The organism is Immundisolibacter sp. (genome assembly GCF_041601295.1).
Classification (GTDB): Bacteria; Pseudomonadota; Gammaproteobacteria; order Immundisolibacterales; family Immundisolibacteraceae; genus Immundisolibacter.
In genome coordinates, this window is the sequence record NZ_JBFIII010000006.1 from 1 (window position 1) to 12,606 (window position 12,606).

Sequence of the window (12,606 nt, forward strand, 5' to 3'; positions counted from 1 at the left end):
CCGGCCCGCTACATCGTCGTCTTGTAACCCGCCGGCGCCATGATTATTCGACGCTATTTGCTACGCGAGCTGGCAAGCCCGTTCGCGGTCGTTTGTGGCAGCTTGCTGCTCGTGTTCACTGGGTACAGCTCGGCGCGCTTCCTGGGCGAGGCGGCCAGTGGCACGTTGCCCGGCAGCGTGGCGCTGCTGTTGGTTGGGCTGAAGTTGTTCGTCAGCCTGGACGCGATTGTGCCGATGGCATTGCTACTGTCGGTTGCCCTGGGCCTGGGCCGCTTGCAGCGGGACCACGAGACCACTGCCCTGGCCGCAAGCGGACTGGGCGAGCGCTGGCTGTTCCAGGCCGTGTTGTGGTTGGCAATACCCGTGGCACTGGTGGTGGCGTTGGCATCGTTGGCCATGCGGCCGCAGGTTTATCAGACGCTGTATCAGCTGCAGGCCGGTGCCGACAGCCGGTTTGAACTCAAGCGCCTGCCGCCGATGCGGTTTTATGCCGATTTTGCCGGCGAAGTGGTGATGTTCAGCGAGGCGGCCGACGGTGACGAGCGGCTGCAGGTATTTACTCATGCCGGTGGAGGTGGCCAGTCCGACAGCGTGGTGTTCGCACAACGGGTTCGGCAGGTCACCGACGCCAGCGGTCGCCAGGTACTGGAATTCAAGGACGGGCATTACTACCAGCTTGATTCCGCCAGCGGCGACACGATGGGCAGCGACGTTGTAATCAGCTACCGCACGCTGGCGCTGCGTCTGAAAGACGAGCAGGCAAGCGTGCGTAAACGCCGCAAAGCCACCAGCACCCGGGAGTTGGCCAACTCTGACAGTCTTGAGGACCTGGCCGAGTTGCAGTGGCGCATTGCGGCGCCTTTTTCCACGCTGTTGTTAGGCTTGTTGGGTTTGCCCATCAGCCGCATGCCGCCGCGGCGCAGCCGCTCAGGCAATCTGGCCGTGGGCTTGCTCGGGTGCATGGTGTACTACAACCTGCTGGTTCTGTTCGTGGATTGGGTGGAGGATGGCAAGCTCGCGCCGTGGCCGGGCGTGTTGCTGCTGCCCCTGCTTGGGTTTGCCTTGTTGGCGGTGCTGATGTGGCTGCCGCGGCTGCGCCGCCGTCGACCATGATTCTCGTTCGGTACATCGCCCGCGCCATGGCGCAGGGATACCTGCTGGTCGCACTGGTGTTCGTGGCGCTGTTCAGTTTTATCGAGATCATCCAGCAGATCGACGATGTCAGCCCGACCTACCGTTTGGCCGACGCTTTTCTGTATGTGTTGATGTTGCTGCCACGGCGCCTGCTTGATGCAACGCCGGTGATTGCCTTGCTGGGCACGCTGGTGCCGCTGGGCCTGCTCGCTGACAGCAACGAGATCCTCGCCATGCGTACGGCGGGAATGCGATTGCGACGGGTCATCGGCATGGTGCTGCTGCCAGGCCTGGTGCTGCTGACGCTGATGCTGCTGACCGCCCAGTTTGTCGCGCCGAAACTCGAGATGCGGGCTGAGCGGATGCGGGCGGCAGCACAAGCCGAGGATGTGTCTGTAGATTTTCGCGGTGGCTTCTGGTCGCGCGATGGGCGCCACTACGTGAACGTCGGGCGTATGTTGCGCGGGCGTACACCGTCCGATGTGGCGATTTACGAGTTCGACGATGCAGGTCGCCTGCGACGCTATGTACACGCGGAGCAGGCGCGTTTGGAGCAGGATAACCAGTGGCTGCTGCAGGACGTGGTCATCAAGCGCCTGTACCCGTCACCGGCGCGCGCAAGGGCACTTCCGCAGTTACGGTGGGCGTCATTTCTGAGCGCCGAGCAGCTGGGCGTACTGGTGGTGCCGCCGCAGTCTCTGTCGCCACTGGATCTTTACTTCTATGTGCGGGATCTGCGTGCCCGATCCGAGCGGGCGCCGCACGAGGAGTTGCGCCTGTGGCAACAGATTGCCCAGCCCGTGGTGACGTTGGCGATGCTGCTGGTTGCCGTGCCGCTGGTGATGGGCAGTAACCGCGCCAGTACCCTGAGTCGCCGTGTTCTGGGCGGTACCGTTGCTGGCATTGGTCTGTATTTTGCCAGCCAGACCCTGGGTTATCTGGGCCTGCTGCTTGACCTTCCGGCCCCGTTGACGGCGCTGTTGCTACCGATGCTGATCCTGATGTTTGCGACACGATTGCTGCGCCGTCTGCGCTAGTTCCAGAAGTTTTTCAGGTCCAGGGAGCGCCAATACCTGGGCTGTTTCTGTTCAGAAAACTGCGTTTTGGCTGACCGCAGGTAACTAACCGCTGCTGGTCAGGTTGCAGTGTTCCAGCCACTCGAAGTCACGCGTATGGGGCCTGTACGTACGCCGGCCAAGCTGCATCTGCCAATCGCGTCCCAGCTGTTCGATACGCAGCAGGTTGTATCCGGCCATACGGCCTGGGCGGGTATCGAGCGCGGACGCGGATGGTGCGCCGATGACCGCTACCGGACCATGTGGCCCCGGGAGACGCGAAAGCGTGGTGCGATGGGCGTGACCGTGCAGGATGACGCCCGCACCCTGACGGGCTATCACAGCCGCAAACTGCCGCTGATCAGTGAGGTGCTTGCGCCAGCCGACCAAATCGGGGGCCGCGGGGTGGTGCAGCACCACGACCCGGAACAGCCCCTCGCTGGCCCCTTGCGCCAGAGCCGTTTCAAGCGCTTGCAGCTGTGCGCTGCCCAAGGTGCCGCTGGCCAGACCGGCCAGGGTAGGCACCGCACTTGAAAGGCCAATCAGCAGCAGCTTGTCGCGGCGCTGCAGGCTCGGTTCGCCTTGCGGCGTTTCGATCAGGTAAGGTCGCCAGTGGTCTTGGCCTTGCGGCCAGGACCCGGGCAGGTAGGCCTCGTGGTTGCCCGGGACCAGCATCAACTGCGCTGGCGGCACGAATCGGGCAAGCCAGTCGGCGGCCTGTTCGAACTCATGCGGCAGGCCCAGTTGCACCAGATCCCCGCTGATCGCGACGTGCGCAGGGGATTGCGCCCGCAGGTCCGTGACCAGCGCGGACAGTACCGCCGGTTGGTGGATGTGGATGCGGCGCCGACGCCAGGAGATGCGCCCCAGCCACTGTTTGCCGCGCAGTCGCACGCCAGCGCCGGCAAGCGGGTCGGTCAGGTGCAGATCGGACAGATGTGCCAGCGACCAGGTGGTCGGGGCGACGATGGTGGGCGCTGTGTCGGATGAAGCCATTTGAGCGATGTGCGCCCCGGTGGATTTGGCGGCTGCCGGAATGCGCCAGTGTCGACTTGATATACGATCGCGCCTTTTTTTTCCAGTGGGGGATGTTTTCAGGTGAAATCCGTTGCGTACCTTGCCGGCGACGGGCCGGTTCGCCTGTGGGGTTTGAGTGGGCGCGAGCGCCTATGCCGGGTGCTCGCCAAGCTCGGCATCGATGTGCTGGACGAACACGCGCCGGCCGCGCCTGGGCAAAACGTGCTGTGTCTGCGCGCCGATTACCTTTATGACGAGCGTGTCATAGCGGCGCTGGCCGAGGCGCCTGGTGTGGCGCTGCGCGGTGCCGACGGACAGCTGGTGGCAGTACACGCGCCGGCCGACGCAGCGCCCCGGGCCCGAGCTGTACTGGCGGGCTCGCAGCCCCCGGACGATTTCGTCATCCAGACCCCTGGCGATCTGGCCAGCGCCTACCAGGAACGCCTGCGCAAAAGTTCTATTCCTTATGTCCTGCCGATTACCGCGCAGGATCGGACCGCCCTTGAGCGGCGGTTGTTCGGTACCGCTTACAAGGGGGTTACCGACTTCATTACCAAGTGGTGGTGGCCGGCACCGGCGCGCCTTGCGACCGGCTTTTGTGCTGATCGTGGCATCACGCCCAACCAGGTCACGCTGGGCAGTTTGGTACTCACGGTGGCGGCGGGGTTGGCGTTCTGGTATGGCTGGCTGGCAGTGGGTCTGGTGTGCGGTTGGGCCATGACCTTTCTTGACACGGTCGACGGCAAACTGGCGCGGGTGACGGTCAACTCAAGCCGCTTTGGCGATGTCCTCGACCATGGCATCGACCTGATTCATCCACCGTTTTGGTATGCCGCATGGGCACTGGGGTTGCCGGCCGCAGAGGTACCCGTACAGCCCTTGATATGGGTGATCGTGGCCGGTTATGTGGCCGGGCGGCTGGCCGAAGGGCTGTTCCAACTCGTTTGCGCCAAGTTTTCGCTTTTCGTGTGGCGGTTGTTCGATTCCTACAATCGCCTCATCACCGCCCGCCGTAATCCGAATCTGCTGCTGCTGACGGCTTGTCTGCTGGTCGGCAAGCCAGGACTGGGTCTTTGGCTGGTGGCGGGCTGGACTGTGCTGTCGACGCTGGTGCTATGGGGCCGTGTCGGATTGGCGATTGTCGAACGCCGCCGCGGGCCGTTGCAATCCTGGTTGACACAGGTGGGGCGTGAAGTGCCTGCCAGCAGTTTGGCGGCGCGCTGGTTCGCCAGCTGAGTCGGACTTACCGAAACCCACCCCGACGCCACAGCCTCCACGCTATGCCCCAGATGCCAAGCAGCGGATGGCGGCGTAGGAACGGTGTGGTTTCGATACGCACGCCGGAGTGCCGTTCCACTTTCCACAGCAGGTAATCGGCACCGCCGACAAAGGTGAAGGCGGCCTTGACCAGTCGCGCCGCGTTCAGCGTCTTGCCCAGCATCCGGCGGGCTGTCCAGGCGAGTCTCCCGCGTCGCCGGGCCGCCGGCCTCAGATCGATGCCGTACCCGTCAGTGAGCGGCGTGACGCCGGCGAGCAAGGGCGCGGCAATGGGTGTCAGGGCGGTCCGCCACGGCGCGATGTCCCGTACCAGTGCGGTCACGGCGTCCTGGCGCTCGGGGCGAAGCTCCGCCGCGTAGCAGGCGCCAAGCGCGACAGCCCACCAGGTTGCCTCGTCGGTGCGCGGCGCAAGCAGGGGTACCGCCCGTCCAAGCAGGGTCAATACCGCCTGTGCAAGTGCCGCGCTGACTTCGCTGCGTACCTTGGTATCGCGTGCATACAACAGTCCGCTCGGTTGGCCAAAACGGCCCCAGAAATAGCTTTGGGCAGCGTGCATGCCGCGGCAGAAGCTAGCCCGATCCAGCACTGCGTACTTGCAACGCACGGTACGGTCCTGGTGTGGCATTTCGATGTAATACACATTCGGTGGCAGCAGCCGGCAGGCCAGTGCTGGCAGTCGCCGGCCGAGGGCCGCGCGGCAGTCGTCGACCAGCACATACAGGTCCAGCAGCCCCTCGCGGTCGTCGCCACGCCGAAAGTTAGAGCCGTAGAACAGCACCGCAGCCACCGAGTCGCCATGGCGCAGGCGCAGGGTCTCGGCCAGTGCGTGGGCGCCGGCCGGCGCCGACGTATTGATGAGATCGTCGATGGTTGCCGTAAGCCTCTGGCCGGCGAGGGTGGTCACGGGCGCAGAAACTCGAATTCGGGTCCGGCGCTTACCTTCAACTCGGTGCCGGCAGGCGGCTGATAACCCTCGCCATCCAGGGCATAGACGCCGTCAGGCGTCAGAACTGCCGTGCCCGGCGCTGCGCTTTCATAGCCTGCGGCCGCATTGGCCCAGGCCGGTGGGTGGCCGCGCAAAATGCCAGGCAGCGCCAGTGGCAGGCGCCGCGCCGGCCGACGAATGCCGGTATATCGAAGCGCACCGCTGCCACCGCCCCACCACGGGGTGAGTCCAAACGCCAGCCGTGGCAGTGTCGTCAATACGATCACCAGAAAGTCGTGCTGGATCGACGCTGTATGGTCCAGGCAAAGCATGATAGGGACTGCCGTAACCGGCGCCTGACCCCACAGCATGCGGCTCAGGCGGCCGGTGATCCAAAGCCCGGTGCCCAGCGCGCTGCGCATGCCGGGCCATGGGGTTCGCTCACGAAAGGCGTTGCATTCGCTCACTGCCTGCGGCAGGCCACCCGCGTTAAAGAAAAAACCGCACCGGGTGGCGCCGTTGGTTTCCTGCACGATCAGTACGCGTTGGCGGGTGGTGGTCAGAGCACCTGTCAGCAGGCGCTGCAGCAGACGCTGCGGTCGGCCGTGGCTGCCAAGCCCGTAGGCGGTCATATTGCTGGTTCCGCCGGCCAGGACCAGCAGTTGCGGTGGCTGGGGGAATGGCGAGCGTAGCGCGAGCGTGGTCAGCGCCGCCTGCACGGTGCCGTCGCCACCGTTAAGGACGACCTGCGTGACCCCGGTGGCGGCGAGCTTGCCGAGAGCATTTTCGATTTCGTCCGGATCCCGCGCCAGGCAATGCGGTACGGCTCGATATGCCGCCAGTACGGTTTCAATCGCCGCCAGGCCACCACGGCTGTTATGTCGACTGGCTGGATTGCTGATGATTCCGACGCGTGTTGCGTCAGCCACTGGCCGGATCGGCTTTGCGCCAGGTCTGCATCAAGGCGCCACGGTCGGTGCTACGCTGGGCACCAAGCCACAGCGCGCTGGCGGCGGCAAAGAAATTCGGGCAGTCAGTGACGCGGTAGGACGCATCCGCCGGCAGTTGCGCCATCAGGCGCCGGTGGGCTGCGCCCATGGCGTGATACGGCATGGACGGAAACAAATGATGCAAGGCGTGGTAGCGCAGCCCAACCGGAAACAGCAGGGCCGTGAGCCAGGTCTGGCCGGTGATGTTCAAGGTGTCCTCAAGCTGTGCCTGGTAGCTCATGCGGGCGCCCGTGTTGACGTAGCGGTGGGCGGCGAGGTTGCGGATCCAGTTCAGGCCGATGGCAAAGCTCATCAGCAGGTAAACCTTGCCGAGCATGGTCCACGGCAGGACGCCGCTCAAGAAAAGGCTGGTAATAAACGCGAGCCAGGCAAAACACGCCCATTCCTGCAATGCCCACAGTCGCAGGGGTTCGTCGGGCGGGATATCCCGCTGGTAGTAAGGGTTGCTGCCGTAGGACGAGGCCCGGCGCATCACCCAGCGGCGCAGGCCAGGGTGCAGGTACGACAGCGGTGTGACGACCAAAAACCGCAACACCGCCAGCAGCGGCAGGATCGGTACCTGTGCCAGGTACTTGAGCGTCTCGCCGGTTGGCGCAGCCCCGAGCGGCAGGTACTCGCCGTCCTGCGGTGTGCCGAAGCGGTTGATGTTGTGATGATCCAGGTGATTGCGGTACATCAGCGAGGGCATCAGCAGCGGAATGCCGTAGCTCAGATTCCAGAGCAGACGAAATGCAGGCATGGCCTGGCCGTTCATGTGAACGATCTCGTGCATGAAGGTGCCCGCCCGAAACAGCAGCACACCGGCCCCGACAAAGGCCAGAATCTGCACCAGGACCGGGCCGCTGGCGGTCAGGTAGGTTAGCGCAAGGGCGTAACCCAGGCCGGCGCTCAGGCCAAAATCGAGCCAGTACAGCCAGGGCCGATAGGTGCCAAGGTCGGCCACGATGCGGCGCATGGTATCCAGCGCGAAGCGGTCGGCGGCGGTGCTGGGCAAGGGTGCGTTCATGGGCGGACTGCACAGGAGCGACCGTAACGGCCTGAAGTGGCGTGCAGTTTAGCAGCCCAGGGGCATGTTGCAGGCGGACGGTGGCTACAGGCCGCGCAAGGCTTCCCGGTACTGTTCAAAATCCGGCTCGCGGCCGTCACGCTGTGCCTGCCACAGCGTTTGCGCCAGGCAATCGATCAGACAATGTTCGGCCGCATGCCTGTCGCCCAGGCGGCTGGCAAGGCGCGCGTGGGCCTGTGTGGCTTCTGGCGGCAAGCCGGTGCCCAGCTGTTCGCGAATGGCGACGTGCAGGCCCATGTGCAGGTACGGATTGGTGACGCCGCCGCTGCCGTCAAAATCCCGCGCAAGCGCCGCCGGGTCCATCATTAACGCTTGGTACTCGGGGTGCATGGTGAGCACATCCACGATGCGCTGCTGCTGCAAGTCCAGGGGCAGGCGCTCAAGATGTCGCTGCCAGGCCCCAGCGTAAGCGGCGCGCAGGCTGTCTCGGTCCTGGCCGAACATCAGGCACGGACCGCCATGGCTACTGCCATCGCCCGATCAGGCCACTCGCACAGATCGGCCAGAGTGCACTGTCCGCAGCGCGGTCGACGCGCCAGGCAGGTGTAGCGCCCATGCAGGATCAGCCAGTGATGCGCGTCGTGACGAAACTGCGGCGGCGTGACCTTGAGCAGACGATCCTCCACCTGGCGCACGGTTTTGCCGGGCGCAAGGCCAGTGCGGTTGGCTACCCGGAAGATGTGCGTATCGACGGCGATGGTGGGTTCGCCAAACGCCGTGTTGAGTACCACGTTGGCGGTTTTTCGGCCGACGCCCGGCAGCGCCTCCAGCGCCCCGCGTTCGCGCGGCACCTCGCCGCCGTGCTGTTTCAGCAACCGATGACAGGTTTTGACGATGTTCTCGGCCTTGGTGTTGAACAGTCCGATGCGCCTGATGTGCTGTTTGACGCCGGCAACCCCAAGATCAGCCATGGCCTGGGGCGTGTCGGCGGCGGCGAACAGCGTGGCGGTGGCAAGGTTCACGCTTTTGTCGGTAGCCTGCGCCGATAGGATCACCGCGACCAGCAGCTCGAATGGTGAGCGGTACTTCAGCTCGGTGGTCGGCACCGGCAAGCCAGCGCGCAGGCGCTCATAGATGGCGCGGCGTTTTTGCGCGTTCATGCGCGACGGGTGGCTAACAGTGCGCGGGCGCGGGCGAGAGCTGTTTGTACCTCTGGCGACTGACGGGTCGGGGTTGGCACTGGTTTTTCAGTGACCCGGTGCGCGGCCAGCCGTCGCTGGCGGGCCTGGTGGCGCCGCCGGTTGATTGCCGGCCTGGCGGTGCGCTGCGGGTCGCTCTGGGCCGCCAGCGGCAGCAGGCTGATGCAGTCCACCGGGCAGGGTGCCAGGCACAAGCCGCAGCCGTTGCATTCGTCGGTCAGTACGGCATGCAGGCGCTTGCTGGCGCCCACGATGGCGTCCACCGGGCAGGCCGGGATGCACTTGGTGCAGCCGATGCATGTGTCCGAGTCGATATGCGCCTGGCGGGGCGCCATGGTTTCACCGCAACTCGCATCCAGAGGCACAATCGGCTGACCGAGCAAGCCAGCGAGCGCCACCAGAGTCTCATCGCCGCCGGGTGGGCAACGGTTGGGGCCGCACTCGCCGGCAGCCAGCGCCTGCGCATACGGCAGGCAGGCGGCGTAACCGCACTGTCCGCACTGGGTTTGCGGCAGCAGGGCGTCGATGGCATTGGCAAGGACCGGCATGACGGTCGAATTGTAACGCCCGCTGCTAGACTGCCTGGCAGCCCGTCTGCCGCCTCGCCTGCCAATGACCGATCGCTTTCGCCCGTCCGCCCGTATGGCGGATATCGCCCCGTTCCATGTCATGGAGGTCATGGGTCGCGCTCAGGCCGCCGCGGCCGCCGGTCGCGATATTGTGCATATGGAAGTGGGCGAGCCCGATTTCGATACCGCCGAGCCCATTGTCGAAGCTGCCGTGCGCGCCCAGCGGGCGGGCCACACGCATTACACCTTGGCGCTTGGCATGACCGCACTGCGCGAGGCCATCGCCGGTTTTTATCTGGACCGTTACGGCGTTCGGGTGGAGCCACGCCGCGTGGTGGTGACGCCAGGCGCCTCGGGCGCGCTGCAACTGGTGTTATGGGCACTGGTCGACCCCGGCGACGAGGTGCTCATGGCCGATCCAGGCTACCCCTGTAATCGCAATTTTGTGCGCCTGGCCGGTGGCCTGCCGGTGGCCTTGCCGGTCGGGCCACACAGCAACTGGCAACCGACCGCGGCCCAGATCGAGGCTGCGCTTACGCCGCGCACACGGGCGGTGCTGCTGGCGTCTCCGTCCAACCCCACCGGCGCCGTGATCGATCGCAACGAGCTACAAACCATTGCCAGTCTGCTGTGCCAGCGCGGCGTGGCACTGATCGCAGACGAGATTTACCACGGCCTGATTTACGGGCCTGACAGCACCAGTGCGCTGTCGTGCGACAGCGAGGCCATCGTCGTAAACAGCTTCTCCAAGTACTTCGGCATGACTGGCTGGCGCCTGGGTTGGACGGTTGTGCCCGATGCCTTGCTGCGATCCGTGGAGAAACTGGCCCAGAATCTGTTCATCTCGCCACCAACGCCGGCCCAGCACGCTGCGCTGGCAGCTTTCGAGCCGGTGACCCTCGCCATCCTGGAGCAACGCCGGGCGGCGTTTCGGGAACGGCGGGACGTGTTACTGCCGGGGTTGCGCCAGATCGGCTTCGATATTCCCGCCACCCCGCAGGGCGCGTTTTACATCTATGCCGGTTGCCAGCGTTTTGCCACCGACAGTTTCGCCTTCTCGTTGCGTTTGCTGGCGGAAGCCGGTGTCGCCGCGACGCCGGGTCTGGACTTTGGCCAACATACTGCCAGCACTCACCTGAGGTTTGCTTACACCACTTCGCGTGAGCGGATTGAAGAGGCGGTGCAACGTTTGAAGGACCTGCTGGCATGACCATGACGGGTCCGCAGCCCGGCTTCGTGGTCAACGCCGGCCGCCGCGCCAAGGCATTGAAGATACGCACCGTACTGGAGGAGGCCGCAGGCGGCTCCAGCGCTGGTCGGCGGCTGCTGGATGTGGGCACCGGCAATGGCCAGATTGCGCAGATTCTCGGCCAGACCTGCGACGTGATTAGCATCGATCCGCGCGACCAGCGGCAGGCGGCCGTTGGTTATCGGTATGTGCGGGCGGGCACCGCGTTGCCGTTTGCCGGTGCCAGTTTCGACCTTGCCGTGTCCAACCACGTCATCGAGCATCTTGACGATGCGGCTTCGCACCTGGATGAACTGGCCCGGGTGGTGCGCCCAGGCGGCCTGGTTTATCTGGCCACGCCGAATCGGCTATGGCCGTGGGAAGTGCACTATCGAGTGTGGTTGCTGCACTGGCTGCCACAGTCGCTGTTCGAACGGGCGCTGCGCCTACTGGGTCGCTACCGCGAGCCGCTCCACCTGCTCTCGTTGCGGCAATTGCGGACGTTTTGCGACGAGCACTTCGATCTGACGGACTACGCGCCACGCATTACCCGATGGCCGGCCCGGTATCACCTGGAGGTGCCGTCGTGGATCGGCGCGTGTCTCGCGGCGCTTCCTTTATCGATCTACAGGCTGTTTGCAGTCGGATTGCCCACCCTGGTGGTGGTACTTCGGCGACGCTGACCCTGCCTCATTGAGCACGGACGACGTTACGGTCCACTGGCAGCACAGTCCTGCGCCGAGCCGCAGTGCAGGAAAAGGGCCCGTCATGCGCTCAAGTGTTTGTGCAGCGAATTACGCATCAGTTATGGCGCAAATATAGTCTTCGAATTTCCCGGATGGTGTCCGGGGTATCTCGTTGCAGTAGGTGAGCTGTACTTCGAAGTACTCGCCCAGGCGTTGGGCAGCCAGGGTGCGCAGCGCAGCCTCCTGTGCGCTGTCCAGCGGCAGCGGTGCGACTAGCCGAATTTCGAGCGCCTGCCGGCTTTTCTGTACGATCTGCCACTGCCGTACTGATGTGAAGCTCGCCATCGCGCCGCTGCCCAGTTGTGGCCACCAGCGATCGCCATTGGGCCGAACCCACATATTGCGTTCGCGGCCAAGAATCTTGCTAAGCACCGCCAGGCCGCGGCCACACGGGCACCGGTCGCCGACTTGCGCATAGTCTCCGAGGGCATACCGAAGCAGGGGGGTGGCGAAGTTGTAAAGAGGGGTTGCCACTACCTGTCCCACCTCGCCTGGCCCGCACGGACGGCCGTCAGCGTGCAGGATTTCCAGCCGGACGACCTCTTCCTGCACATGGTAGTGATCATGATGCGGGCACTGCAGGGCCAGGTAACCGAGTTCCTGACTCGAATAAACGTCGCTTACGTCGACGCCCCATGCTGCCTTGCACGCGTGTCGCACGTCATCGTCGACCGGCTCGCCGACACAGCGGACCTGACGCAATCCCGGCAGTCGAACGCCTTGCGCCAGGCTGAGGTTCGCCAAGGCTCGCAGATTTGACGGCAAGCTCAGCAAGTAGGCAGGATCTTGCTCGGCCAGCCATTCCAGCTGTCGGTGCAGCCCGACTTCGACGTCCAGCAAAATGGCGGGACCGGTCGAGCAGACCAGCGCCGTGGGTGGACCCCAGGAGCCCTCGAGCCGGCCCTGCGGTGATTTCGCCCGGTCGTCCTTAAACACGCGGATTGCCGCGAGTTTTCTCGAAACATCACGCCGTTGCCAATGATGTTCGCGCAGTGTCACGGCCCACCAGATGAGCTGCGCCAGCCCGGTTTTGGTGATCGTGACAGGCGTGGCGGTTGAGCCTGATGTGCTGACCTCCACGCTGCGGCCGTGCCCCGGTGGTAATTTCTGCGCGCGCAGTGCAGTCCCGGCAGCTTGCACTTCGCTGCGTGTCATGATCGGCAGTGCTTGCCACAGGTCGGGTGTTACCGCGCGACCGGGTTGGTAGCCCACGGCCAGCAACCGCTGCCGGTAGAAGGGCACCTGTTGCCAGGTGTGGTAGAGCAGGGCGGCGAGGCGTTGCGCCTGGGACCTGTCAAGCGCCTGCCGATCGCTCCATTGAGTCACTTCCCAATCTTGGAGCAAGGCGCGCAGGCGGTCTGGCAGCAGAAGCCTGGCGTGGCGGCCTGGGGACGTGGACGAGTCGGTCATCCGGGTATTTAACGCTTGACTACGGTTGG

The 12,606-nt window shown here is 64.7% G+C and carries 13 protein-coding genes; 5 read left to right on the plus strand and 8 right to left on the minus strand.

The window, feature by feature from the left end:
* Positions 1 to 39: 39 nt before the first annotated feature.
* Complete coding sequence (gene lptF, locus ABZF37_RS01510; protein ID WP_372716009.1) at positions 40 to 1,113, plus strand: LPS export ABC transporter permease LptF; 1,074 nt, start codon at positions 40 to 42, stop codon at positions 1,111 to 1,113.
* Entirely contained in the window at positions 1,110 to 2,171 is a 1,062-nt protein-coding gene (gene lptG / locus ABZF37_RS01515) for an LPS export ABC transporter permease LptG (RefSeq protein WP_372716011.1), read from the plus strand. The genes lptF and lptG overlap by 4 nt, the downstream gene beginning before the upstream one ends.
* A gap of 84 nt (positions 2,172 to 2,255) precedes the next feature.
* On the opposite strand, the gene ABZF37_RS01520 is transcribed toward lptG, so the two are convergent.
* Positions 2,256 to 3,185 (minus strand): metallophosphoesterase, encoded by a 930-nt coding sequence (locus ABZF37_RS01520; protein ID WP_372716013.1) that lies wholly within the window; start codon positions 3,183 to 3,185, stop codon positions 2,256 to 2,258.
* Positions 3,186 to 3,287: 102 nt separating this feature from the next.
* Here ABZF37_RS01520 and ABZF37_RS01525 point away from each other — a divergent pair, with 102 nt between their 5' ends.
* Positions 3,288 to 4,442, plus strand: coding sequence for a CDP-alcohol phosphatidyltransferase family protein (locus tag ABZF37_RS01525; protein ID WP_372716015.1), 1,155 nt, complete (start codon positions 3,288 to 3,290; stop codon positions 4,440 to 4,442).
* A gap of 7 nt (positions 4,443 to 4,449) precedes the next feature.
* Here ABZF37_RS01525 and ABZF37_RS01530 read toward each other — a convergent pair whose 3' ends face one another.
* The 6 genes from ABZF37_RS01530 to ABZF37_RS01555 all read right to left on the minus strand — a co-directional run bounded on the left by ABZF37_RS01530 (position 4,450) and on the right by ABZF37_RS01555 (position 9,172).
* On the minus strand, positions 4,450 to 5,388 hold the full coding sequence (locus tag ABZF37_RS01530; RefSeq protein WP_372716017.1) for a hypothetical protein: 939 nt from the start codon (positions 5,386 to 5,388) through the stop codon (positions 4,450 to 4,452).
* Positions 5,385 to 6,338 carry a diacylglycerol kinase family protein gene (locus ABZF37_RS01535; RefSeq protein ID WP_372716019.1) on the minus strand — a complete coding sequence of 318 codons (954 nt, stop codon included), beginning with the start codon at positions 6,336 to 6,338 and terminating at the stop codon, positions 5,385 to 5,387. The genes ABZF37_RS01530 and ABZF37_RS01535 overlap by 4 nt, the downstream gene beginning before the upstream one ends.
* A complete protein-coding gene (locus tag ABZF37_RS01540) occupies positions 6,331 to 7,425 on the minus strand; it encodes a fatty acid desaturase (protein ID WP_372716021.1) in 1,095 nt (364 codons plus the stop codon). Before ABZF37_RS01540 ends, ABZF37_RS01535 begins: the two co-directional genes overlap by 8 nt.
* 84 nt (positions 7,426 to 7,509) lie before the next feature.
* Positions 7,510 to 7,929: a DUF1841 family protein gene (locus tag ABZF37_RS01545; RefSeq protein ID WP_372716023.1), complete on the minus strand. Its 420-nt coding sequence runs from the start codon at positions 7,927 to 7,929 to the stop codon at positions 7,510 to 7,512.
* A complete protein-coding gene (gene nth / locus ABZF37_RS01550; RefSeq protein WP_372716025.1) occupies positions 7,929 to 8,585 on the minus strand; it encodes an endonuclease III in 657 nt (218 codons plus the stop codon). Before nth ends, ABZF37_RS01545 begins: the two co-directional genes overlap by 1 nt.
* The gene (locus ABZF37_RS01555; protein ID WP_372716027.1) at positions 8,582 to 9,172 is read right to left on the minus strand and encodes an RnfABCDGE type electron transport complex subunit B; all 591 of its coding nucleotides are present in this window, start codon (positions 9,170 to 9,172) and stop codon (positions 8,582 to 8,584) included. Before ABZF37_RS01555 ends, nth begins: the two co-directional genes overlap by 4 nt.
* Positions 9,173 to 9,236: 64 nt before the next feature.
* Between ABZF37_RS01555 and ABZF37_RS01560 the strand changes: the two genes are divergently transcribed.
* On the plus strand, positions 9,237 to 10,403 hold the full coding sequence (locus tag ABZF37_RS01560; RefSeq protein ID WP_372716029.1) for a pyridoxal phosphate-dependent aminotransferase: 1,167 nt from the start codon (positions 9,237 to 9,239) through the stop codon (positions 10,401 to 10,403).
* Complete coding sequence (locus ABZF37_RS01565) at positions 10,400 to 11,104, plus strand: methyltransferase domain-containing protein (protein ID WP_372716031.1); 705 nt, start codon at positions 10,400 to 10,402, stop codon at positions 11,102 to 11,104. Before ABZF37_RS01560 ends, ABZF37_RS01565 begins: the two co-directional genes overlap by 4 nt.
* 111 nt (positions 11,105 to 11,215) lie before the next feature.
* On the opposite strand, the gene ABZF37_RS01570 is transcribed toward ABZF37_RS01565, so the two are convergent.
* Entirely contained in the window at positions 11,216 to 12,493 is a 1,278-nt protein-coding gene (locus ABZF37_RS01570) for a phenylacetate--CoA ligase family protein (RefSeq protein ID WP_372716033.1), read from the minus strand.
* Between the last annotated feature and the right edge of the window lie 113 nt (positions 12,494 to 12,606).

Bases quoted from the DNA above. Each gene is read 5' to 3' on its own strand.
- lptF (WP_372716009.1), top strand. From the start codon at position 40: ATGATTATTCGACGCTATTTGCTACGCGAGCTGGCAAGCCCGTTCGCG.
- lptG (WP_372716011.1), top strand. From the start codon at position 1,110: ATGATTCTCGTTCGGTACATCGCCCGCGCCATGGCGCAGGGATACCTG.
- ABZF37_RS01520 (WP_372716013.1), bottom strand. From the start codon at position 3,185: ATGGCTTCATCCGACACAGCGCCCACCATCGTCGCCCCGACCACCTGG.
- ABZF37_RS01540 (WP_372716021.1), bottom strand. From the start codon at position 7,425: ATGAACGCACCCTTGCCCAGCACCGCCGCCGACCGCTTCGCGCTGGAT.
- ABZF37_RS01545 (WP_372716023.1), bottom strand. From the start codon at position 7,929: ATGTTCGGCCAGGACCGAGACAGCCTGCGCGCCGCTTACGCTGGGGCC.
- nth (WP_372716025.1), bottom strand. From the start codon at position 8,585: ATGAACGCGCAAAAACGCCGCGCCATCTATGAGCGCCTGCGCGCTGGC.
- ABZF37_RS01555 (WP_372716027.1), bottom strand. From the start codon at position 9,172: ATGCCGGTCCTTGCCAATGCCATCGACGCCCTGCTGCCGCAAACCCAG.
- ABZF37_RS01560 (WP_372716029.1), top strand. From the start codon at position 9,237: ATGACCGATCGCTTTCGCCCGTCCGCCCGTATGGCGGATATCGCCCCG.
- ABZF37_RS01565 (WP_372716031.1), top strand. From the start codon at position 10,400: ATGACCATGACGGGTCCGCAGCCCGGCTTCGTGGTCAACGCCGGCCGC.